This window comes from Photobacterium jeanii (assembly GCF_001650345.1).
GTDB classification, from domain to species: domain Bacteria; phylum Pseudomonadota; class Gammaproteobacteria; order Enterobacterales; family Vibrionaceae; genus Photobacterium; species Photobacterium jeanii.
Genome location: NZ_LVHF01000012.1, coordinates 1,085,213 through 1,108,428 on the forward strand (window position 1 = coordinate 1,085,213; position 23,216 = coordinate 1,108,428).

General features: G+C 45.8%; 18 protein-coding genes. 5 read left to right on the plus strand and 13 right to left on the minus strand.

The window, feature by feature from the left end; all coding sequences use genetic code 11:
* The first annotated feature begins 302 nt into the window (after positions 1-302).
* Positions 303-2,033 (plus strand): arginine--tRNA ligase, encoded by a 1,731-nt coding sequence (gene argS / locus A3K86_RS06235; RefSeq protein ID WP_068329218.1) that lies wholly within the window; start codon positions 303-305, stop codon positions 2,031-2,033.
* A 335-nt stretch (positions 2,034-2,368) separates the two neighbouring features.
* Positions 2,369-3,388, plus strand: coding sequence for a GGDEF domain-containing protein (locus tag A3K86_RS06240; RefSeq protein WP_068329219.1), 1,020 nt, complete (start codon positions 2,369-2,371; stop codon positions 3,386-3,388).
* Positions 3,389-3,490: 102 nt separating this feature from the next.
* Here the strand turns inward: A3K86_RS06240 and A3K86_RS06245 are convergent, their stop codons facing one another.
* Positions 3,491-4,096, minus strand: coding sequence for a DUF924 family protein (locus A3K86_RS06245; RefSeq protein ID WP_068329221.1), 606 nt, complete (start codon positions 4,094-4,096; stop codon positions 3,491-3,493).
* Positions 4,097-4,366: 270 nt separating this feature from the next.
* On the opposite strand from A3K86_RS06245, the gene A3K86_RS06250 reads away from it, so the two are divergent.
* Positions 4,367-4,804, plus strand: coding sequence for an HIT domain-containing protein (locus A3K86_RS06250; RefSeq protein WP_068329224.1), 438 nt, complete (start codon positions 4,367-4,369; stop codon positions 4,802-4,804).
* A gap of 75 nt (positions 4,805-4,879) precedes the next feature.
* Here A3K86_RS06250 and A3K86_RS06255 read toward each other — a convergent pair whose 3' ends face one another.
* From A3K86_RS06255 to znuA, 6 genes are all read right to left on the minus strand, one after another.
* Positions 4,880-5,122 carry a FeoC-like transcriptional regulator gene (locus tag A3K86_RS06255; RefSeq protein ID WP_068329227.1) on the minus strand — a complete coding sequence of 81 codons (243 nt, stop codon included), beginning with the start codon at positions 5,120-5,122 and terminating at the stop codon, positions 4,880-4,882.
* Positions 5,119-7,398 carry a Fe(2+) transporter permease subunit FeoB gene (feoB, locus tag A3K86_RS06260; protein ID WP_068329230.1) on the minus strand — a complete coding sequence of 760 codons (2,280 nt, stop codon included), beginning with the start codon at positions 7,396-7,398 and terminating at the stop codon, positions 5,119-5,121. The genes A3K86_RS06255 and feoB overlap by 4 nt, the downstream gene beginning before the upstream one ends.
* Complete coding sequence (locus A3K86_RS06265) at positions 7,398-7,625, minus strand: FeoA family protein (RefSeq protein WP_068329232.1); 228 nt, start codon at positions 7,623-7,625, stop codon at positions 7,398-7,400. Before A3K86_RS06265 ends, feoB begins: the two co-directional genes overlap by 1 nt.
* A 645-nt stretch (positions 7,626-8,270) precedes the next feature.
* Positions 8,271-11,423, minus strand: a complete 3,153-nt coding sequence (locus tag A3K86_RS06270) for an AraC family transcriptional regulator (protein WP_068329234.1) — start codon at positions 11,421-11,423, stop codon at positions 8,271-8,273.
* Positions 11,424-11,547: 124 nt separating this feature from the next.
* The gene (gene mepM / locus A3K86_RS06275; RefSeq protein ID WP_068329235.1) at positions 11,548-12,891 is read right to left on the minus strand and encodes a murein DD-endopeptidase MepM; all 1,344 of its coding nucleotides are present in this window, start codon (positions 12,889-12,891) and stop codon (positions 11,548-11,550) included.
* Positions 12,892-12,893: 2 nt separating this feature from the next.
* On the minus strand, positions 12,894-13,787 hold the full coding sequence (gene znuA / locus A3K86_RS06280; RefSeq protein ID WP_068329236.1) for a zinc ABC transporter substrate-binding protein ZnuA: 894 nt from the start codon (positions 13,785-13,787) through the stop codon (positions 12,894-12,896).
* A 93-nt stretch (positions 13,788-13,880) separates the two neighbouring features.
* Between znuA and znuC the strand changes: the two genes are divergently transcribed.
* Positions 13,881-14,657, plus strand: coding sequence for a zinc ABC transporter ATP-binding protein ZnuC (znuC, locus tag A3K86_RS06285; protein ID WP_068329243.1), 777 nt, complete (start codon positions 13,881-13,883; stop codon positions 14,655-14,657).
* Entirely contained in the window at positions 14,657-15,442 is a 786-nt protein-coding gene (gene znuB / locus A3K86_RS06290) for a zinc ABC transporter permease subunit ZnuB (RefSeq protein WP_068329246.1), read from the plus strand. The genes znuC and znuB overlap by 1 nt, the downstream gene beginning before the upstream one ends.
* Before the next feature lie 63 nt (positions 15,443-15,505).
* On the opposite strand, the gene A3K86_RS06295 is transcribed toward znuB, so the two are convergent.
* From A3K86_RS06295 to A3K86_RS06320, 6 genes are all read right to left on the minus strand, one after another.
* Entirely contained in the window at positions 15,506-15,808 is a 303-nt protein-coding gene (locus tag A3K86_RS06295) for a VF_A0006 family four-cysteine protein (RefSeq protein WP_068329249.1), read from the minus strand.
* A gap of 300 nt (positions 15,809-16,108) precedes the next feature.
* On the minus strand, positions 16,109-16,981 hold the full coding sequence (gene sucD, locus A3K86_RS06300) for a succinate--CoA ligase subunit alpha (RefSeq protein ID WP_068329252.1): 873 nt from the start codon (positions 16,979-16,981) through the stop codon (positions 16,109-16,111).
* Positions 16,981-18,147 (minus strand): ADP-forming succinate--CoA ligase subunit beta, encoded by a 1,167-nt coding sequence (gene sucC, locus A3K86_RS06305; RefSeq protein WP_068329256.1) that lies wholly within the window; start codon positions 18,145-18,147, stop codon positions 16,981-16,983. The genes sucD and sucC overlap by 1 nt, the downstream gene beginning before the upstream one ends.
* Positions 18,148-18,305: 158 nt before the next feature.
* Positions 18,306-19,520, minus strand: coding sequence for a 2-oxoglutarate dehydrogenase complex dihydrolipoyllysine-residue succinyltransferase (gene odhB / locus A3K86_RS06310; protein ID WP_068329258.1), 1,215 nt, complete (start codon positions 19,518-19,520; stop codon positions 18,306-18,308).
* Between the two features lie 48 nt (positions 19,521-19,568).
* A complete protein-coding gene (gene sucA / locus A3K86_RS06315; RefSeq protein WP_068329260.1) occupies positions 19,569-22,379 on the minus strand; it encodes a 2-oxoglutarate dehydrogenase E1 component in 2,811 nt (936 codons plus the stop codon).
* A 109-nt stretch (positions 22,380-22,488) separates the two neighbouring features.
* Positions 22,489-23,202 carry a succinate dehydrogenase iron-sulfur subunit gene (locus A3K86_RS06320; RefSeq protein ID WP_068329269.1) on the minus strand — a complete coding sequence of 238 codons (714 nt, stop codon included), beginning with the start codon at positions 23,200-23,202 and terminating at the stop codon, positions 22,489-22,491.
* Between the last annotated feature and the right edge of the window lie 14 nt (positions 23,203-23,216).

The following is a 23,216-nucleotide window of genomic DNA, read 5'->3' on the forward strand; positions in this document are numbered from 1 at the left end:
AATTTTCAGTTGCTAGTCAAAGCGAAAAAAAAATCGCAAACAATCGGTATTATGGGTTGCCAAAACACCTTAATTTGTGGGTATTATTAGGGTAATTAAGAATCTGTGTTCGCAGACTTTCTTTTGCTGAAAGCTATACTTGCCCGTCAAAAATACTCACGCAATGGTATCCTCTAGGGGAATTCCCCCTTTAGGCTCGATATCGTGACTATTTTTGACGGTAATGATTTCGAACGCAGTGACATTCTTGCAACGTCAGAAAAACAAGTTCTGGCGTTCTAAACGATTTGAAGGATAAGCGTGTGAACATTCAAGCACTAATTAATGACAAGGTTTCTCAAGCTCTTGAAGCTGCTGGCGCACCAGCTGGAAGCCCAGCAGCCGTTCGCCAATCTGCTAAACCACAGTTTGGTGACTACCAAGCAAACGGCGTAATGGGCGTTGCTAAAAAACTTGGCACTAACCCTCGCGAGTTCGCACAAAAAGTGATTGATGTTCTAGATCTAGACGGCATCGCTGAGAAAGTTGAAATTGCAGGCCCAGGTTTCATCAACATTTTCCTAAGCAAAACATGGCTTGCTGAGCGCGCTGAAGCTGCACTAAAAGACGATCGTCTAGGTGTTGCAACTGAAGAACAACAAAACATCGTTGTTGACTACTCTGCTCCAAACGTAGCGAAAGAAATGCACGTTGGTCACCTACGTTCAACTATCATCGGTGACGCAGTAGTACGTACCCTTGAATTCCTAGGTCACAACGTTATCCGTGCAAACCACATCGGTGACTGGGGTACTCAGTTCGGTATGCTTATCGCAAACCTTGAACGTGTACAAAACGAGTCTGGCGAAGTTTCAATGGAACTGTCAGATCTTGAAGCTTTCTACCGTGAATCTAAGAAGCTATACGACGAAGACGAAGCTTTCGCAGAGCGCGCACGTGGCTACGTAGTGAAACTACAAGGTGGCGACGAGTACTGTGCTGAAATGTGGAAGAAGTTGGTTGACGTGACAATGATCCAAAACCAACGCAACTACGACCGCCTAAACGTATCACTAACTCGTGATGACGTGATGGGTGAGTCAATGTACAACCACATGCTACCTGGCATCGTTGCTGATCTAGAAGAAAAAGGTCTAGCTGTAGAAAGCGATGGCGCGAAAGTTGTTTTCCTAGACGAATACAAAAACAAAGACGGCGAAGCGATGGGTGTTATCATCCAAAAACGTGACGGCGGCTTCCTATACACCACAACGGATATCGCATGTGCGAAATACCGTTTTGAAGAGCTAAACGCGAACCGCGTGCTTTACTTCATCGACTCACGTCAGCACCAGCACCTAATGCAAGCTTGGTCTATCGTACGTAAAGCGGGCTACGTGCCAGAAGAAGTAACACTTGAGCACCATGCATTCGGTATGATGCTAGGTAAAGATGGTCGTCCATTCAAGACTCGTGCTGGTGGTACTGTTCGTCTTGCTGATCTTCTTGATGAAGCTGAACTACGTGCAGCGAAACTGATCGAAGAAAAGAACCCAGAGCTAGACGCTGAAGAGAAAGCAAACATTGCGAAAACTGTTGCAATGGCGGCGGTTAAGTACGCAGACCTTTCTAAGCACCGTACTACCGACTACATCTTCGACTGGGACAACATGCTTGCGTTCGAAGGTAACACGGCACCATACATGCAGTACGCGTACACTCGTGTATCTTCAATCTTCAAACGTGCGAACATCGAAGCATCTGAACTGACTCACCCTGTTGTGATCACTGATGAGAAAGAGCAAGCGCTACTATCAACACTTCTTCAATTCGAAGAAGCTGTAATGAACGTAGCTCGCGAAGGTCAGCCACATCTAATGTGTACTTACCTATTCGAACTTGCTGGTAAATTCTCTAGCTTCTACGAAGCATGCCCAATCCTAAATGCTGACGAAGAAGTGAAACAAAGCCGTTTGAAACTAGCGTTGCTAACTGCGAAAACTATCAAGCAAGGTCTTGCGCTTCTAGGTATCGAAACACTAGACCGTATGTAATATACGTAAAAAGGTACTATGTTGTACTAAAATTCAGAAGCCTTCTAAGGTATCCTTAGAGGGCTTTTTTTATGCCTAGCGTTCATATAACAACTGAACAAACCCACCTTAAATCACAACGAATCATAGTGACCAATGTTATTTTTTGTGAGGTTAAGCCATAAAAATTGATTAAGAGCAGGGTTGTGCTCAATGTTTTTTATTGATTACTCATAGCCTGATACAATTGCGGCCTACATATAGAACAACATACAACTCACTTAAATTTGCGACCAAATCAACAATCCGTATGATGGTCACGAATTGTTTTGCTGCTGATTTACGGAACACAGGCTATGAACAACGATAACTTTGTGAAGTCTACTGAAACACTGAAAGAAACAGTGCCACTCATGATCAAACACAAAGTCCCGACCACGCCGGCTAACTATGCGCTGTGGTATACCTATGTCACCCAACAGTCACCACGACTTAATCAAGCCATTGATGGTGAAATTGCCGAACAAGGTCAATGCAGCCCGACCGCATGTGACAAACTGTACCAGCAGCATATCGCCAGTAAAACAGTGAAAGATATGGCACAACTCAAGCAAAGCCTCACCGCAATGATGCAAGAGCTATCCCATTCGATGACCGACACCCTCAGCGAAACGGAATCTTTCCAGCATAATCTAAACAAAGGTTTTAACCAGCTTGAGTTAGCCGAAAAAGAAGGCTTGTCGCTTGAAGAAACCATGGGCTTGGTCCGCAACTTAGTGAAAGAGTCTCGTAATATCCAGCTATCAGCGGGAGCATTCAGAACACAACTCAATAGTGCCCAGCAAGAAATTGCCGCGTTGCGCGCCGCTTTACATGAAAGCCAGAAAGAAGCCAATGAAGATGCGCTAACCGGTATTCTCAACCGCCGCGCCTTTGACCGTGATATGGAAAGCTTCCAGCTTAAAAAGCAGCCTTATTCGTTGATCATGCTAGATATCGATCGCTTCAAACGCTTTAACGATGATTTTGGCCACCAAATGGGTGATCAAGTGATCAAAGCCGTGGCACGTCGTTTAAAAGAAAGCTGCCGCGAGCAAATGCAAGCCTACCGTTTTGGCGGAGAAGAGTTTGCATTAGTACTACCAAATAGATCACTGGCTTCGGCTCGTCAACATGCTGAAACCTTGCGCCGAAATATTGAGAAAATTGCGGTCATGGATCGTAAAAAAGGAGAGCGCGTTAATTCGATCACGGCTTCATTTGGTTTAGCGGAGCAGCAGCCGCAAGAGCCCGTCATTGATGTGATTCGTCGTGCAGATGAATTCTTAAACCAAGCCAAAAAACTAGGTCGTAACCGCGTATTACCTGTTAACTAACATCGGTTCCAACAGTACCTGCCTTTAACAAGAGTAACCTTGTGTCAGAATCATAAAAGGTCAGCAATTGCTGACCTTTTTGCTATTTAGGTTAAGTTACTACTATTGCCCGAAGCGCTGCCCGCCTTCATTTAACCAGCTCAGTTCTTCTGTGGTCGATAATCGGCCGTGGGCGGCATTGCGATGCGGGAAACGACCAAACTGTTTCACCACCTCAAAGTGCTTCAACGCATAATCATAAAAACCATCAAACATCGCACGGTGAGGATCTGCGACTTGCTGTCTTAACTGTTCAAAGCGAAATACACACTCTTCCTGATCATCTAGCATTTCAGAGTGCTCTAATGGCAGATAAAAGAATACCCGCTCAATCGGGGTGAGGAATTGGTCTTGATTGCTTGCCAACCCTCGCTTACAAATCGCTAATGCCAGTGCATCATTACGAAACGCGGCACTCAAACCTCGGTAGATATTACGGCTAAACTGATCGAGTAAGATAATCAGTGCCAGCGCGCCTTTTGGCTCTTTGGCCCAGTGCGCTAATTCCCCCCGCCCGGCTCGACTCACCAATGGCAAAAAGGTGTCTGTGATGTACTGATCGACCTCAGCGCCGCCTTGGAACCACAACGCATTTTGGTTATTACGCGTTACATCACCCTCTAGCTCGCCAAACCAATAATCCAATACGGCTTGATATTCAGCTACCATCACCCTTCTCCATCCATCTTGCTCTGACACATCGTTGGTATAACAAAACTGATACGATATCATTGAGATACCCATTGACCATGTCAGAATAGCCCTCATAATCATGGCTTTAAGCCCTATCCCCCTTAATGGGCGTCATAACGGCTCAGTCACCACAACACGTCAATTGTTATACTTGGTTATTAATCTCAGAATAGCGCAGGGCGGATGTGAAAAAACTTTCAATCTATCAGCCTGTGAGCAGCGCTGTACTCTATAGGAATATTTACAATGAGTTTCATGCTACACCCGCGTTTAGCGACAGATACCACAGTTTTAGGTGACTTACCGCTGTGCCGTGTATTGCTATCAAAAGAAGCCCTAGGTCCTTGGTTAATTTTAGTGCCGCGCAAAGAAGCTTTACGTGAAATTCACCATCTGCCAATGGAAGAACAATATCAGCTGATGCGCGAATCAAGCGCGGTTGCTGCACTATTAGAGACAGATTACCAAGCCGATAAAATTAATGTGGGCGCGCTTGGCAACCTTGTCCCTCAACTTCACGTACATCATATTGCGCGCTTTGAGAACGATGTTGCATGGCCGGGACCAATCTGGGGTAATACCGATGGCACTCAACGCAGCGATGAGTTACAACGCGCACTAGCAGAAGAGCTAGTCGCAGAGCTTGCAAACATTGAGGGTTTCCAAGCAGCTGACGAGTTCTGATCCCCGCTAAAAGCAAATACCAAATTGCAAAAAGGCAACCCGAAGGTTGCCTTTGTTTTATCTAACACTTGCGATTTAGCGCATCACAGTGATTGCAAGCTCGTTGCTTTGCAGCTGACGATACCATACCTCTTGAGCCGACTGACAACAGCTATCGCTGTCGCACCCTACCAGCTCTTTGCCAATCTTGCCCTTTTGGACCCAGACTGCCAGCATGGCATCAACACCGTCTTCACTCATACCAAAGTGGTTAGCTAAATCACGACGGCGTGTACGACCGTGCTGTTCGATATAGTTTTTCAGCTGCTGCAAAATCATAATGCTAAGATCTCTGCTTGTTGCTGTTTCTTACCTTGACGCTTAAACATCGCAATCAAGAACGCATTAATACCAACGAAGAAGCCAATCCACAGCATACTGGTGGTTGGGTGATCGCTAAAGTGCGCAATTTGGTAGTAAAGCGATGCAAAGGTGTAAGCCAGTAGCATAGTCCAACCCGCGATGAACCATGAGAACTTAGAACCGAACTCACGAACATACGCACCCATTGCTGCCGCACACGGTGTGTATAGCAGAATGAAGATCAAGTACGCCATTGCCGCCGCTGAACTTACAAAGTGCGCTTGAATGTTACCAAAGATAGAAGCATCAACTTCTTGCTCTTCTGCTGCACTTTCAAGATCGTTTAGCTCACCAACAGTAATACCCAAAGGATCGCTGTAGCTTAAGTCAGCAAGGTTAGCACCAATACTGCTTACCGCTTCTTCTAGGCTCGCCATTAGATCATACTCAGACTCTTCTTCATCTGAAGATGGCGCGTACAAGCTGTTCAGCGTACCTACCACGGCTTCTTTCGCAAAGATACCAGTGATAATACCCACAGTTGCAGGCCAGTTATCTTCTTTAACACCGATTGGCGCAAGTACTGGTGTCACGATTTGTGCTGCTTTTGACAGTACAGAATTTTCAGTGTCTTCGTTACCAAAGCTACCGTCAGTACCTAGCGAGTTGAAGAAGCTTAGGATTGCCACAACAACCACGATAGTTTTACCGGCACCCAATACGAATTTCTTCAGTTTCTGCCATGTTTTGATACCTACATTGCGCATTGTTGGCAATTCGTAGTCTGGCATTTCCATAATGAAGCTATCGCTTGAACCTGGGTAAAGTGTATGACGTAGGATCAAACCCGTCATAACCGCAGCTGCAATGCCCAATAGGTACAGTGCGAATACCACGTTCTGACCATTTTCTGGGAAAAACGCAGCCGCAAATAGTGCATATACAGGTAGGCGAGCACCACATGACATAAACGGTGCCATCGCAGCTGCTAGTTTACGCTCACGCTCTTGCTCTAGAGTACGTGTTGCCATAATAGCCGGTACGTTACAACCAAAGCCAAGAACCAAAGGTACGAATGCTTTACCAGGTAGGCCGACTTTCTGCATCACTTTATCAAGCACAAATGCAGCACGCGCCATGTAACCAGAGCTTTCTAGCAACGCAAGGAACAAGTAAAGACATGCGATAACAGGGATGAAAGTCGCAACTGTTTGAATACCACCGCCGATACCGTCAGCAATAACAGTAACTAGCCAAACGGGTAAGTGACCATCAAGTAGGTAATGACCGCCATCAACCAGCAGAGCGCCAACACCAATATCAAAGAAGTCGATAAATGCACTACCGATGTTAATCGAGAACATGAACATCAGGTACATAACAACGAAGAAGAAAGGAACACCGAAAGCACGGTGCAGCAGTACACTATCGATCTTATCGCTTACGCTACGGCTTAATTTACCTTCTTGGCGACGTACTTGCTGACAAAGTTGGTGCAAGAATGTGTAACGTACGTCTGCAACTTGAATATCTGGGTCAACATCAACCATTAGCTTATTACGAACGTTACAAGCTGTACCTTTATCGTTCTCAGATAGTTGATTGATGATGAGTGTGTCATTTTCAAGCACACGAATTGCTTGCGAACGTGCATTTAGCTCAGTGCTGCTAAATAGAGGTTCAATTTCAGCGATTGCAGCTTCAAATGCTTCGCCATAGTTCAATGATAGATTTTGAACGGCAATGCCTTGCGCTAGCATTTTATGAAGCTTGGTTTTGAACTCAGCGACTTGTTTTTGACTGTTAGCAGACAGAGTGAATACTGGGCAGCCTAGTGCTTTCTCTAGTGCTTTTACGTCCAGTACCTGACGTTGACGCGCCAGTACATCCATTTTGTTCAGTACCACTACCATTGGACGACCTAACTCGCGCAATTGCAGTGTCATGTATAGGCTGCGTTCAAGGCACGATGCATCAACCACGTTGATGATCACATCTGCAGGTGTTGTCAGAATAGCACGTGAAGCAATCGCTTCATCTAAGCTGTTAGCATCATTAGCACTATCAAGGTTGTAGATACCCGGAAGGTCTGTCAGCGCGAAGTCATCACCCGCACAACGGTACATACCTGTTTTCTTCTCAACAGTTACACCCGCCCAGTTACCAACCTGTTGTTTAGCACCAGTTAGGCCGTTAAAAAGTGTGGTTTTACCGCTATTAGGATTCCCTACGGTCAGAATATTGTATTGCATTAGCGCACCTCGACTTCAATATTAGCTGCAATTTGCTTACGCAATGCCACATCCACACCGCGCACACGCACTTGAAGAGGGTCGCCCATAGGCGCAATACGTACCACAGATAGCTCAGTGTTAGGCAATACACCCATCACCATCAGCTTTTTACGAGTTGCAGTCGGCAATGCCGAAAGACTCGTCACGACTGCGCTCACACCGCAAGTCATTTCCGACAATTTCATGAATCGCTTACCTTAATAATAATAATTTGCATTTATACTGACATGTTACATATTGATACAGTTGAAGCATTGACTGATGTCAATAAAACTTAATTTATTTACACTCACCTCACCATTTATAGGTATTAAGCATTTTGACGTTTTTGACGTAACCTCTTACAAATCCAGGCAACTTATTGATATATAAATAATTAAAAATATGACGGAAATATGTAAGTGATAATGGCGCAGATGTAATATCGCTATTGTGCCCTTCGCCCCTACTATAAGTCCCACAGAGCACGGGCTTTCTAGTTCTGTCTGTTAGTTATTCAGAGTAATAAGTCACCTTATTGCTCAGCAGCAAGCGAAGGTGTCATTTACACCCGTGGCATGGGCACTCATGCCACGTCTTTTTGCTTTTTATTCCACAAAACCTCATACCTTCCCATACTATTCCAGCTTTCAAGCCCTTTGCCGCTGTCTCTAATGACCTGCTCTTTCGCATACCATCAGCAAGCACATCAATGAGCTATTAATCTATGCTATTTCCCTTTGCTTCAGTAAGCGCTAGCTACACTCACCGCAAGCGAAACAAAAAGTAAAAATACCTAAATAGGCAACGATAAGGTTAAGAAAAGATAAGTAAGACAATTTACAACAGCACTAATCAGTAAATTGAGCAGCGTATTGAGAAGGCGTCATGGCAAACTTCTGTTTAAATCGATAACTGAAGTATGACGGTTCATTAAAGCCACATGCCATCGCCACATCAGACACACGATCGCCTTGCGCTAACATTAGTTTGGCTTGCGTAAAGCGAAATTGATTTACGTACTCTTTAAATGCCACGCCAAACTCACTTTTAAACTTACGCTGTAAGCTACGCTCAGAAATATACAAAGCCTGTGACGCAACTGCAGTGCCAAAATTAGGGTTATGAAAGTGAGCTTCAATCAATCCTTTGACTTGCTCTCCCCACAGCGAAAGCTCTGCGCTCTGTTCGGGTTTAACTTCAGGGTAGCTACTTGGGCAACACGAAGCACAGTCGGTTGGACAATTAGAATTATTATCACGAGATGGCTCAAGACACTTTTGGCTCTTACAGTCATGAACTGTACAAGATTCAGAGGACGCTACTTCACAAGATGAAGTCATGCTGCGCTGCTCAGGAATCAGGTTCACTTCACTGTTTTGCTCATATTGCTGAACTTGATGTTGCAACACATGAATACGGCTTGAAAGGTGTAGCTTTTGTTGCTCAATCCGCGCTGTTTTACGAAAGATTGCCTGCTTGAGTGCCACATTCTGCTTTTCAGCAACATAAGCTCGCCAGCGGTAAATAACACCGACCAAGAGTGCGACCAATAACCCACTGATCAATAAAACTTTGAGTGAGTAATACCAAGGCGGTAACACCTCTAGCATCAATACTGTCGCTTCAGTATGAAAATGATGCTCACTTTCTCGATCTGACGGCAATAACTCTAATTGGTATTGCCCTGGCGCTAAACCATCAAAAAATAGCTCATAACCATCTAGCTGATGCCATTCTTGGTCATCGCTACCAATAAGGCGAAAAGCGATTGAGGTATCATCAACAAAAGGAAACAACCCCAATTTGATATGTAAAATATCGCCATAGTTAAAGATAAAAGGTTGCTGCAGCTGATGGGCGCGCATCTTAGTGTGCTCCCCTGCGATAATTTCGCTGACGATAACTTGTGAGGCATAATTCGACGGAGCAAGTAGTTGCTGATTATCAACGCTTAGCACCCCTTCTCGACCACTAAAGAGCAATTTGCCATTCTGAGCTTGCAAGCACACAGCCGAATCAATTTCATTGGCAATCATGCCAAACGGAGGGGTGAAGTAACGCGGGCTATTATCTTGTGGTGAATAAGTGCCTAACCCTTGCTGGGCTGCAACCCATAGACGTTCACCATCAACCAATAAACACGATGGATGAACGGGTGTTGAACGGTATGAAAAGAAGGTCGCTTGAGGCGCTAACACGTCTTTTATCAAAATGACGCCATTATCCATGGCTACCCACAACTGCTGTTGATGATCTTGATAAAGACGTCGAACACCACCAAGATCGTCAGCCATTGGCACTTTTAAGATCTGCTGCTTGGCCATTACGTACAGATAGCGAGATGTACCGATCCAGATCTGACCTTGGTGATCCTCAAACAATACCTGAATTGATTCATCCAACGCCGTATCGCCCTGCCCTTGTTTTACCGCAGGAGCTATTGTCCTAGGGGATATCGTCGCAGAAGCAAGCTTATGTTCAAGCAAATTATCCATTGTCGGCGCTGCAATAGCATTGCGAAGCCAGTGCTGCCCTAACAGCACTAATTCTCCCGAACTTGGCCAGTAGCGATAGAGCATACTTTGCTTAGCAAACCATACCGAGCCATAACGGTCGGTTAGAATATGTCGAATTCCGGCATTTTCAAACCATGATGGTAACGCGATCTTCTGATAGTCGTTAGTAACTGAGCTACCCGCATCTGATTCCGCTTTGTTTAAATCATAACGCTTTAACCCAAACTCAGTCGCCAGCCACAAGTGCTTGCCATCAGAAGCAATCTGATTCACTTCCCCATGAGTGACAACGCGCTGAAATGGCTCTAAATCTGGAGTCAGAGCCACCAACCCTTGATCCGTTGCAAGCCAAATATCACCATTTTCCAACTCGACCATATCGTTGATCCATTTCGCCGATATAGTCTGTGCTGATAAACCGAATCGTACACGTTGATAAGCGCGCCCAATCTGCGGTAAAAAATTAATACCACCTTGATTTGCTATCCAAAGTGAGCCAGATTGATCACGGTGTAAGGCTTCAATTCGGTCATCGCTGATCGATAAAGGATCGTAACGCTTAGCTTGAATACGGCGAGCATACTCAGTGCCTTCATCAACCACAAATAAGCCTTGTTGAGTTCCAACCCACACTCCTTGCTGAGTCGAACTTAAAGCAATCACTGGATGTGAGAGCACTTGCTGTACCGCTTCAGCGCCCTGTTGCACGAATAACCCTTTTTCCGTCCCTAGCCAAATTCTGCCAGCCTGATCTAACGCCATACTCGTAACTCGAGGCAATACCAATGGTGGTGCGATCACGGGTGCAATCTTAAGCGGATGATGCGCTGATGGAGACGCTAAAACTTGGTGTACGGCATTATGTGTTGTCAGCCATAAGTGGTCACTTTCCACAATGAGCCCAGTAACATCACCGTGGGTTAATAACGGAATTGAGGTAAAGGAAAGAGGCTCGGCATAGGTAAGATAACGCTCAGTATCAGCCAGCGAAACAACCCACATGCCCTTCGCGGTTAACAGCCATAAGTGGTGTTTGAAAACGGCAAGATCGACTACAGCATCTTCGGTCGGCAGTGGAATATCAACAAGCTGACGATCCGCCAATGAATAGGCAACCACTCGATTTGATTGCAGTAACCATAAGTACTGCTCAGAAGCCGATAGTGCTTTAACTTGCCGAACTCGCTGCCCTTGATTATCGCGTAATGAGTGAGCTCGACGACCATCGTAGAAGTACACCTTGCTTTTTGCATCTCGCATAAAAAGCCCAGCTCCGCTCGGACTGTCGATCATCTCTACAATAGAAAATTGGTTGGTGTGATTATGCAGTGGGAAGGTGTAGAAAGCAGCTTGGTCGATCGCCTTATGAGCAGCATTCACCCATGATGAGTAAAGAAGAAAAAATCCCCAAAAGACGGTGACTAACAAACGAGATTGCAAACCAATACCAGCGATACCTTTGTAAACAGCGCGCGATAATGACAAGAATCGAGGCAGCTTCGCAACCCTTTTTAGTAAAGATTTTATAAATTTAGTCTGCATTGCTGAATACAAGTCATGAAGGCATAAAAAATGCGCACTAATGTGCGCATTTTTCGTATTTCTTGTATTAGCCCGGCATCACTTCCAGCAACTTCTGGCGCTCTTCGTTTGCCTGGCGAAGATAGGTTTTACGCTCTTTACTTGGCACTGGCGATGCTTGAGGAAGCGGTACTTTCATCGCATTCACAGGGCGATTTTTCTTGATTAACTCGTAATGCAAGTGAGGTCCTGTCGAGCGGCCGGTATTACCACTTAGCGCAATACGCTCACCCATAGTGACTTTCTCGCCCACTTTCACTAATCGCTTATCAAGGTGAAGATAGCGGGTCATATACTCACGACCATGCTTAATCACAATATAATTACCTGCCAATGGGTGCTTACTTGATTTCACTACCACACCATCACCTGCAGCTAAAACTGACGTTCCTCGTGGAGTGGCAAAATCAGTGCCGTTATGTGGTGAAATACGCCCAGTAATTGGGTGTTTACGCGTCGGATTAAACGGCGAGCTAATACGGTAGCGCTTACTTAGCGGGATACGACGTAGCGCACGATCCAAACTCTTACCATCGGCATCATAAAAGTTATCATCATAGCGCATGGCAAAAACTTCACGATTACCACTCAGGTAATAAATGGCTTTAACATCGCCTTTATTCACTGCACGACCATCGATGAACTCTCGCTCAACCGACACCGCAAAACGGTCACCTTTTCGTGCTTCGCGACCGAAATCAAATCTCCATTGCAGCTTTTGCGCCAGCGTTTGAATTTGATTTGCCGTTAGCCCAGCCGCCAAAGCAGAGTTATAGAAGCTACCGCTAATCCGTCCAGTCAGGAATACAGGTTGAATAACACCACTTTCTTCTACCTTCTCGTAAGAATAACCGTTCGCCGTTAAGGTAAAAGTATCAGTGGTTTTCGCACTACGCTTAATAGCAAACGACTGAATTTGACCTTCGTCGTCCACCGACCACTCAAGTGTTTGACCAACACGCAAATTCTGAATCGATTTATTTACATCGATCAGTGTGTACATGGTCGAGATAGGAAGCGCGTATTGCGAGAAGATAGAACCGAGTGTCTCACCCGATGCCACTTTGTGAGTGTGTGCGACATCAACTTCTTCAAGCTGTTGATCTAGCTCGTCTTTCGGTACGATGAACTCAGGATCTTTAGGATCGACAACAGCGCCAATCGGCTCGCTGTTCATGTCCGATAGCTTTTCAAGATCTGTTGTTAACGTGACATCTACGCGCTGGTCTTGACTATAACTACCCAGCGATACTGTTGAAGACGGCTGCCAAAGGAAAGCAGCACAGACCAACAACGACGTAGAAGCTAGCGCAATTCGATGTTGTCGCGGTAGCTGCTTTAAAGTAGCAGCTACAACTTTATGTATTTTCATTATTATTTAAGACAGTTGGTAAAACTCTGGCCTAGTTCATTTAAGAACGCGATGTACCCACCCTGTTGGTATGCAATGTTTGTAGCCATTGGATCTAAGGTTCCAATTTTGACATCCGTGCCATTAACAACACTACTTACAACTGCCGGTGAAAATTGTGGCTCACTGAATACGCAATACGCCTGTTTATCAAGCAAAGCACGACGAATGCTAATCAGGGTCTTAGCCCCTGGGCGACGATCCGGTTTAACCGTAAAGTGGCCTAGGTTGTTTAACTTGAAATATGTTTCAAAATAACCGTAACCATCATGGAAAACATAGTAGCCATGATCTGCTACTGGCTTAAGTTGAGTTGTCAACTGCTCGGTGGCGGATTTGACAGAATCTTGAAACTTGGCAAGATTAACTTCATATTCATTTTTATGCAATGGATCAGCATCAATCAATGCCGTTGTAATGACATTTGCCGCTTGCATCGCTTGTGTTGGCCCCATCCAGAAGTGTGGATCAACACCATCATGACTATGACCATGATCGGCATGGTCACTGTGATCATCATGCTCATAATGTAAAAAATCGATACGGTCAGATTCAGTTAATGCTAAGTTAGTGACTTCATTTTTAAGCACTTTTACCATAAAGGTTTCAAGCTCAGGACCAACCCAAATCACCAAGTCTGCATCATGAATTTTCTTCACATCTGACGGTTTCAATGCATAATCATGCGGTGATGCACCAGCCGGCAATAATACTTGAGGTTCACTTACTCCTGCTGTGAGTTCCTGAACGATGAGTTGTAAAGGTTTAACACTAGTTACAACATTGAACTCTTTAGCAAAAGAAGCACTAGAGAATAAAAAAATACCGATTAGACCGAATGAGATGAAGCGACTCATATTGGTTTCCATTATACTTGTGAGCATTAATACAAAACTTAGTGTTATATTGTAACATCTAAGCTTGCTAACGTCCTTAATATTCTCTTATTTATGACAACATTAGTTGAATTACAGTCTGTCACCGTAACATTTTCCGAGCGACATGTATTAGATCAGGTTTCACTCAAGTTGGAACGTGGTCAGATTACGACCCTCATTGGCCCTAATGGCGCAGGTAAATCAACTCTGGTGAAAGTGATCACAGGGTTGCAAAAAGCCACCAGCGGTAAAATGATCCGCGCCAAGGGCGTCCGTGTTGGTTACGTACCACAAAAACTACAATTGAATTCTGCGCTCCCTCTGACTGTCGATCGCTTTATGCGTCTGGCTGGGCGATACCCTGAAGCCGATCGTTTAGAAGCTCTGCGTCTGGTAAGTGGTAGTCATTTGCACCACAGTAATATGCACGGCCTATCGGGCGGTGAAATGCAGCGCGTCTTATTAGCTCGTGCCCTATTACAAAAACCGGATGTCTTAGTGCTAGACGAGCCGGTGCAAGGGGTCGATGTGAATGGTCAGCTTGAGCTTTATAGTTTGATCCAGTCGCTGCGCGACATGCTCAATTGTGCCATTTTGATGGTATCGCACGATTTGCACTTAGTGATGGCAAAAACAGATCATGTGATCTGCCTGCACCACCATATTTGCTGTTCAGGCGAACCTGATGCGATTACCAATCATCCTTCTTATGTTGCGCTTTTTGGTCAGCAACAAAGTGAGCAATTGGCGTTATATCATCATCACCACAACCATGATCATAACCTTGCTGGTGAACCTGTTGGCCCTTGCCAACACGATCATGACCACTCTCACTCGGATAAACACTGATGCTTGAATTTCTACTACCAGCATTAATTGCTGGTATTGGTATTGCCATGATTGCTGGCCCACTTGGTTCATTCGTGGTGTGGCGCAAAATGGCTTACTTTGGCGATACCCTTTCTCACGCCTCATTACTGGGCATTGCGCTAGGTTTTCTTTTTAATATCAACCTTAACCTTGCGCTATTGGTGTGCTGTCTAGCACTCGCGGTATTGCTAGTAACACTGCAAAAGCAAAAATATGTCGCGACTGACACCTTATTGGGTATTTTGGCGCACAGTTCACTGTCTCTTGGCTTAGTCGCGATTAGCTTCCTCGATCACGTACGTATCGACCTAATGTCTTATCTCTTTGGTGATCTTCTAGCAGTAACCACCACGGATTTGATCTGGATTTACAGCGGTGTTGCTGTCGTACTGACCTTATTGATCGCCTTATGGCAGCCATTATTATCAATGACAATTAGTGAAGAGCTGGCGCAAGTGGAAGGCATTAATGTCGATCTAATGCGCTTGATCTTGATGCTATTGGTGGGTGTCGTTATTGCCGTCGCGATGAAGTTTGTTGGGGCGCTAATCATTACCTCACTACTCATTATTCCTGCGGCTACAGCACGCCGCTTTGCCAAAGGTCCCGAAGGCATGGCGCTATTAGCCTCGTTACTTGGTGCCATTTCGGTATGTATTGGCTTAGCCATGTCTTGGCATTACGACACCCCGGCAGGTCCTTCAGTCGTTGTCGCCGCAGCAGGCTTGTTTATGCTAAGTCAGCTAAAGCGTGGGGAAGCCTAATTATATTGCCCTTACCAAAAACAATTCAGGTCAGCATTTGCTGACCTGAATTGTATCTAGCACTTAGTTAAATAAGCTTCGATGTTTTCGATCGCAGGTTTGCTTAACCTGCATGGTTAACGAGCGCTTTTTTACATCCGGTAGGTAATCAAGCAAACATTGAAAATAGGCTTGATCTTTATCGCTTAGCATAAAGTTGTCGATATGAAGGCGGTGACAAGCATTGGTCATAATACTCGCGGCTGCTGACTCTTCTGCTTTGGAAACATTCGCCAACACGCAATCATCGTACGCTTGCTGATCTGGCTTCGCGTATACGTTTCCCGCTACGGCTAATAAGCAACCAGTGATAAGTATCTTCTTCATTTTTGTCCTACCTTCGTGCAGCCATGCAAATGGTCAGCGAGTCCTATCTTTATAGTAATCTCATATAATACGATGTTTTATTTTTTCTGCAATCTGTAACCATACAGGCATGCGTATTATGGTAAGTCGCTGACTTTCTGTGCTTAAACTCTCTAGTGAAAAGTACCTTTATTCCAAGGCAAAGAGCTAGCTAGTCAGATAATGACACAAAGTGTCAGAGGCACGCACAAGGTAAAATACCAAGTTAACCGCATAAAAAAACCCGCCACCTAGTGACGGGTTTTGCGCAATGCTGCTGTATTACCAGCCAGTGACTTGGCGTAATGCTGAGCCAATTTCAGCAAGACTTTTCACTGTTTTCACGCCTGCAGCTTCAAGTGCCGCAAACTTATCTTCCGCAGTACCTTTACCACCAGAGATAATCGCACCGGCATGGCCCATACGTTTACCCGGAGGTGCTGTCACACCCGCAATGTAAGACACAACAGGTTTAGTCACATGCTCTTTAATGTAAGCAGCCGCTTCTTCCTCAGCTGTACCGCCGATCTCACCGATCATCACGATAGCTTCAGTCGCAGGATCTTGTTCAAACATCTCAAGAATATCGATAAAGTTTGAGCCAGGGATTGGGTCACCACCAATACCAACACAAGTTGATTGGCCAAAACCTTCATCAGTGGTTTGCTTAACCGCTTCATAGGTCAGAGTACCAGAGCGCGATACGATACCAACTTTACCCGCCTTGTGGATATGACCAGGCATGATACCAATCTTGCACTCATCCGGTGTGATCACACCTGGGCAGTTAGGACCAATCATGCGAACGCCCGCTTCGTCTAAACGTACTTTTACATCAAGCATATCCAATGTAGGGATACCCTCGGTAATCGTCACAATCAGCTCGATACCAGCATCAATCGCTTCTAAAATCGCATCTTTACAGAACGGAGCCGGTACATAAATGACCGTCGCTGTCGCACCTGTCGCTTCTACTGCTTCACGTACCGTATTAAATACAGGTAAACCAAGGTGCTCAGTACCACCTTTACCCGGTGAAACACCACCGACCATTTGAGTACCGTAAGCAATAGCTTGCTCAGAATGGAAGGTTCCTTGTCCACCTGTGAAGCCCTGACAGATAACTTTAGTATCTTTATTAATTAGAACAGACATTATTTACCCTCCGCAGCAGCAACTACTTTCTCAGCTGCTTCAGTCAACGAAGTCGCAGCAATAATGTTAAGGCCACTTTCAGCCAATTTGGTTGTACCCAGCTCTGCGTTATTACCTTCTAGGCGAACAACAACAGGCACTTCAACACCCACTTCTTCAACAGCGCCGATAATACCGTCGGCAATCAAATCACAACGAACGATACCACCAAAAATATTCACTAATACCGCTTTTACATTGCTATCAGAAAGGATGATTTTGAACGCCTCAGTCACGCGTTCTTTGGTTGCACCACCACCGACATCAAGGAAGTTAGCAGGCTGACCACCGTGAAGGTTAACGATATCCATAGTACCCATCGCAAGACCGGCACCGTTTACCATACAACCAATGCTACCGTCTAAAGCAACATAGTTTAGTTCCCACTTCGCCGCATGTGCTTCGCGCTCATCTTCTTGCGATGGATCGTGCATTTCACGAAGACCCGGCTGACGGTATAAGGCATTAGAGTCGATGTTAATCTTACCGTCTAAGCAAAGTAGGTTGTCATCACCAGTAATAACCAGTGGGTTAATTTCTAATAACGCTAAGTCGCAATCAGTAAACATAGTCCCTAAGCCCATGAAGATCTTAGTGAACTGTTTGATTTGATCGCCTTTCAAGCCGAGCTTGAATGCTAACTCGCGACCTTGATAAGCCTGAGGACCAACAAGAGGGTCAATGGCCGCTTTATGAATTAGCTCTGGCGTTTCTTCCGCAACTTTTTCAATCTCCACGCCACCTTCAGTTGATGCCATGAAAACAATTCGACGAGTACCGCGATCAACAACTGCACCTAAATACAGTTCATTAGCGATATTCGATGCTTCTTCTACCAAAATTTTCGCTACAGGCTGACCATTAGCGTCAGTTTGATAAGTCACTAGATTCTTACCTAGCCACTTCTGAGCGAATTCTTTAATACCTTCTTTCGTGTCATGCAGTTCCACACCGCCCGCTTTACCACGGCCACCAGCGTGAACTTGACATTTTACTACCCATTTGTCGCCGCCGATTTTACCCGCCGCTTCCGCTGCTTCTTGTGGTGTGTCACAAGCATAGCCTTCTGGAACTGGCAGACCGTACTCAGCGAATAGCTGTTTTGCCTGATATTCGTGCAGATTCATGATGTTCTATCCGTTTTTATATCCCTTAAGGGATTTGTTATTCCATCTGATGTCACCCGAAAATGGCGGGGGAGCCAAGGCAACACCACTCATACCTGAACGCTTAAATTAGGCCGAACGTGAGCATGCTCGGCCTGCACTATTTACCGGCCCAGGTATCACACGTCTAGAAGTAGACGCGTAGGGTCTTCAAGTAATTCTTTGATGGTCACTAGGAAGCCAACTGATTCACGACCGTCGATTAAACGGTGATCATAAGATAGCGCTAGGTACATCATTGGTAGGATTTCAACTTTGCCATCAACCGCCATTGGACGATCTTGGATCTTGTGCATACCCAAAATGGCTGATTGTGGTGGGTTGATAATTGGTGTCGACATTAGCGAACCAAACACGCCGCCATTGGTGATAGTGAAGTTACCACCGGTTAGATCATCAACAGTTAACTTACCGTCACGACCTTTCAGCGCAAGTTCACGAATGCCTTTTTCGATTTCAGCCAAGCTTAGCTTGTCACAATCACGAAGTACTGGCGTTACCAAACCGCGAGGTGTTGAAACCGCGATGCTAACATCGAAGAAGTTGTGGTAAACAATATCGTCACCGTCGAGTGAAGCATTCACTTCTGGGAAACGTTTCAGCGCTTCAACCACAGCTTTCACGTAGAAAGACATGAAGCCAAGGCGAATGCCGTGACGTTCTTCAAAAATGTCTTTGTATTGCTTACGAAGATCCATGATAGGTTTCATGTTCACTTCGTTAAACGTAGTCAGCATAGCAGTGCTATTTTTTGCTTCCAGCAGACGCTCAGCTACACGCTTACGTAGACGAGTCATAGGAACACGTTTTTCGCTGCGATGCGCCAATGGTGCTTCGGCTTTTGCTTCAACCTCAGGAGTTGCAACAGGTGCTGCTTTGGCTTCTTTCACATACGCTTCAACGTCTTCACGCGTAATACGACCACCAACACCAGTCCCTTTCACTTGTGACGCTTTAAGACCATGCTCACCAAGCAAACGGCGAGCTGTCGGGCTTAGCGCTTCATTGCTCTCTTCAGACAAAGATGCCGTGTTACGCTTGTTTGGCGAAGCTTCTGCTTCAGCAGGTACATCTGATGTTGGCTCACCAGCGACAGCACCAGCTTTAAGTTTACCAATCAGCTGCTTCGTCAGTACCGTGGTTCCTTCACCTTCCAAAATCGCTTCTAGAATGCCATCTTCTGGCGCTGGTACTTCAAGTACTACTTTATCGGTTTCGATATCCACCAGCACTTCATCGCGGCTTACCGCGTCGCCTGGTTGTTTGTGCCATGTTGCTACTGTCGCATCTGCAACAGATTCAGGTAAATCGGGAACCAAAATTTCGATTGTCATATCGGCTTATTCCTTTTTGTTCCAACGCTTAATCGCGGCAAAGCGCGATCAAGCTATAGTCAGTGCGTCTTCGATTAACGCTTTTTGTTGTTTCAAGTGAACCGACATGTAACCTACAGCCGGTGAAGCTGACGCTTGGCGTCCTGCATAATTCAGATCTGCACCTTTTGGCAACGCAGAGCGGAAGTTATGCTGGCTTGAGTACCATGCACCTTGGTTTTGTGGCTCTTCCTGACACCATACAAAGTCGGTGACATGTTGATAATCAGCCAAAGCCGCTTCAACATCTTCTTTAGGGAATGGGTAGAGCTGCTCGATACGCACAATCGCGACATCGATTTGCTCGTTCTTACGACGTTGCTCTAGCAAGTCGAAGTACACTTTACCTGAACAGAACACCACACGTTTAACTTGCTTCGGATCCAGATCATCGATTTCACCAATCGCTGGCTGGAAAGTACCGTTCGCAAGATCTTCCATGCTCGACACACACAATGGATGACGAAGCAAAGACTTAGGTGACATAACCACCAACGGACGACGCATTGGGCGAAGTACCTGACGGCGCAGCATGTGATATACCTGCGCAGGCGTAGATGGAACCACCACTTGCATGTTCTGCTCAGCACATAGCTGAAGGTAACGCTCAAGACGTGCCGATGAGTGCTCAGGCCCCTGACCTTCATAACCGTGCGGCAGTAGCATAGTCAGGCCACACATACGGCCCCACTTCTGCTCACCCGAACTGATGAACTGGTCAATTACTACTTGAGCACCATTGGCGAAATCACCAAACTGTGCTTCCCATACCGTCAAGCCACTTGGCTCAGCGGTCGCGTAACCGTATTCAAATGCCAGTACCGCTTCTTCCGACAACACAGAGTCAAACACTTGGAACGTGCCTTGTTTGTTGTGAATGTTAGAAAGCGGAATGTAAGTGCTCGCATCACCTTGGTTATGCAGCACAGCATGACGGTGGAAGAAAGTACCACGACCAGAATCCTGACCTGTGATACGAATGCGACGGCCTTCATCAACCAAGGTTGCGTAAGCCAAGGTTTCAGCCATCCCCCAGTCAACAGCCTTCTCACCATTAACCATCGACATGCGGTCGTTGTACAGTTTCTGGACACGACTTTGAAGCTTATGACTTTCAGGGAACTGACAAACACGCTTACCTAAATCAGTAAGGCGAGTATCACCAACTTGGTAATCCCATTCCGCAGTCCAGTCATGACCGAGATACGGTTCCCAGTCCACGGAATGCAGCTTCATTGGGCGCCACTCTTTTACCACACACTCACCACGATCAAGCGCATCACGATATTCGTTAATAAGCGCAGTGGCGGTTTCCAATTCAATGGAAGCTGCGTCGGTGAGCGTATCAGCGTAAATCTTACGCGGCGTTGGGTGTTTTTTGATTTTTTGATACATCAACGGCTGAGTCGCATTTGGCTCATCCGCTTCGTTGTGACCATGACGGCGGTAACACACCAGATCAATCACCACATCACGCTTGAACTCATTACGGTAATCGAAAGCTAAACGAGTAACGAATGCCACCGCTTCAGGGTCATCAGCATTAACGTGGAAAATTGGTGCCTGTACCATCTTCGCGATATCGGTACAGTATTGAGTTGAACGCGTATCGTTCGGGTTCGAGGTAGTGAAACCAATTTGGTTGTTCACTACGATACGTACAGTACCGCCAACACGATAGCCGCGAGATTGCGACATATTAAAGGTTTCAGCAACAACACCCTGACCTGCTACCGCAGAGTCACCGTGAATGGTAATTGGCAGTACCAACGAGCCATTTTCATCGCCTAAACGATCTTGACGAGCACGTACTGAACCAACGACTACTGGGTTTACAATTTCCAAGTGCGATGGGTTAAAGGCTAGCGCGAGATGCACATCGCCACCCGGAGTTGCAAAGTCCGCCGAGAAGCCTTGGTGATATTTCACATCACCTGTACCCCAAGTTTCGTCGTGTTTGCCTGCAAACTCATCGAACAAATCTTGCGGCTTTTTACCCAGTACGTTAACCAACATGTTCAAGCGGCCGCGGTGCGCCATACCGACCACCACTTCACGAACCCCTTGGCTGCCCGCATGGCGAACAAGCTCTTTCATCATCGGGATCAGTGCATCGCCACCTTCAAGCGAGAAACGCTTCGCGCCTGGGAATTTCGCGCCAAGATAGCGCTCAAGTCCTTCCGCTGCGGTTAACTCTTCAAGGAAAGTGATCTTTTCTTCTTTGCTGAAAGTACCTTGACCAACCACCGACTCTAAACGTTGTTGGATCCAACGCTTCTCATCGGTATTTGTGATATGCATATACTCAGCACCAATCGAACCACAGTAGGTCTTTTTCAGCGCATCGTAAATTTCAGACAACTTCATGGTTTCTTTGCCGACAGCAAACGAACCCACGTTAAAGGTCTGATCAAAGTCTTCTGTTGTCAGAGAGTGATAAACAGGATCTAAGTCTTCGACTTTCTCCCGTTGCCATAATCCTAACGGATCAAGATTTGCGTGTTGGTGTCCGCGGAAGCGGTACGCATTGATGAGCTGAAGGACTTTTACTTGCTTGGCATCCACATCGGGATCATTAACGCTAGCACTCAGAAACGTTGTTTCTTTTGCTAGACGTCGGAAGTAATCTCGAACTCGTGAATGAGGCTGTTCAACAACTTCCTGTTTGGGAACAGGTAAGCCGTCAAATACATCACGCCATACGTCATCAACTAAGTCTGGGTCGCTAAGATACAACTCGTAGAGATCTTCTACGTAAGTCGCATTGGCGCCAGCCAGATGTGAAGACTCAAGCCATGTCTTCATAACGCCATTGTGCATTGTTTTCCCTTAACCACTAGTTATCGCCAAAATGCCACGGCCAAGCCGTGCTTATAAAGGCTGACAACCAACCCAAAGGGCTAGTTGTCAGCATATCGATAATTCAATTTTAGACTGCGCGTTTAAGCAGCATTGTCTTGATATGTCCGATTGCCTTTGTCGGATTTAACCCTTTAGGACAAACATTTACACAGTTCATGATGCCATGGCAACGAAAAACACTAAAAGCGTCGTCGAGATCAGATAATCGTTCATCTGTTGCAGTATCTCGACTATCAATTAGCCAACGGTATGCCGCTAACAAACCTGCAGGTCCCACGAACTTATCTGGGTTCCACCAGAAGGATGGGCACGATGTCGAACAACATGCGCACATGATACATTCGTACAAACCATCAAGGTGGGCACGATCTTCTGGCATTTGCAGATTTTCACGCGCTGGCGGCATCGCACCATCGTCGATCAAATATGGCTTCACTTTGGCGTAGTTAGTGTAGAACTGCTCCATGTCGATGATAAGGTCACGGATCACAGGTAACCCAGGCAATGGGCGGATCACGATTGTGGACTCACCTGTTAACGCGGACAGCGGCGTAATACAAGCAAGACCATTCTTACCATTCATATTAATCCCATCAGAGCCACAAACCCCTTCACGGCATGAGCGACGGAAAGCCAGTGTTGGATCTTGCTCTTTAAGCAAAATCAACGCGTCTAGCACCATCATGTCTGAGCCTTCAGGCACATCCAAGGTGTAGCCTTTCATGTGCGGCGCGTTATCAACATCAGGGTTATAGCGGTAAATTGAAAAATTCAGTTTCATAATTTATCCCTCCC

Bases quoted from the DNA above. Each gene is read 5' to 3' on its own strand.
- mepM (WP_068329235.1), bottom strand. From the start codon at position 12,891: ATGAAAATACATAAAGTTGTAGCTGCTACTTTAAAGCAGCTACCGCGA.
- sucD (WP_068329252.1), bottom strand. From the start codon at position 16,981: ATGTCTGTTCTAATTAATAAAGATACTAAAGTTATCTGTCAGGGCTTC.
- znuB (WP_068329246.1), top strand. From the start codon at position 14,657: ATGCTTGAATTTCTACTACCAGCATTAATTGCTGGTATTGGTATTGCC.
- A3K86_RS06255 (WP_068329227.1), bottom strand. From the start codon at position 5,122: ATGATTTTGCAGCAGCTGAAAAACTATATCGAACAGCACGGTCGTACA.
- feoB (WP_068329230.1), bottom strand. From the start codon at position 7,398: ATGCAATACAATATTCTGACCGTAGGGAATCCTAATAGCGGTAAAACC.
- znuC (WP_068329243.1), top strand. From the start codon at position 13,881: ATGACAACATTAGTTGAATTACAGTCTGTCACCGTAACATTTTCCGAG.
- A3K86_RS06265 (WP_068329232.1), bottom strand. From the start codon at position 7,625: ATGAAATTGTCGGAAATGACTTGCGGTGTGAGCGCAGTCGTGACGAGT.
- A3K86_RS06320 (WP_068329269.1), bottom strand. From the start codon at position 23,202: ATGAAACTGAATTTTTCAATTTACCGCTATAACCCTGATGTTGATAAC.
- sucA (WP_068329260.1), bottom strand. From the start codon at position 22,379: ATGCACAATGGCGTTATGAAGACATGGCTTGAGTCTTCACATCTGGCT.
- A3K86_RS06245 (WP_068329221.1), bottom strand. From the start codon at position 4,096: ATGGTAGCTGAATATCAAGCCGTATTGGATTATTGGTTTGGCGAGCTA.
- A3K86_RS06250 (WP_068329224.1), top strand. From the start codon at position 4,367: ATGAGTTTCATGCTACACCCGCGTTTAGCGACAGATACCACAGTTTTA.
- znuA (WP_068329236.1), bottom strand. From the start codon at position 13,787: ATGAGTCGCTTCATCTCATTCGGTCTAATCGGTATTTTTTTATTCTCT.
- sucC (WP_068329256.1), bottom strand. From the start codon at position 18,147: ATGAATCTGCACGAATATCAGGCAAAACAGCTATTCGCTGAGTACGGT.
- A3K86_RS06295 (WP_068329249.1), bottom strand. From the start codon at position 15,808: ATGAAGAAGATACTTATCACTGGTTGCTTATTAGCCGTAGCGGGAAAC.
- odhB (WP_068329258.1), bottom strand. From the start codon at position 19,520: ATGACAATCGAAATTTTGGTTCCCGATTTACCTGAATCTGTTGCAGAT.
- A3K86_RS06240 (WP_068329219.1), top strand. From the start codon at position 2,369: ATGAACAACGATAACTTTGTGAAGTCTACTGAAACACTGAAAGAAACA.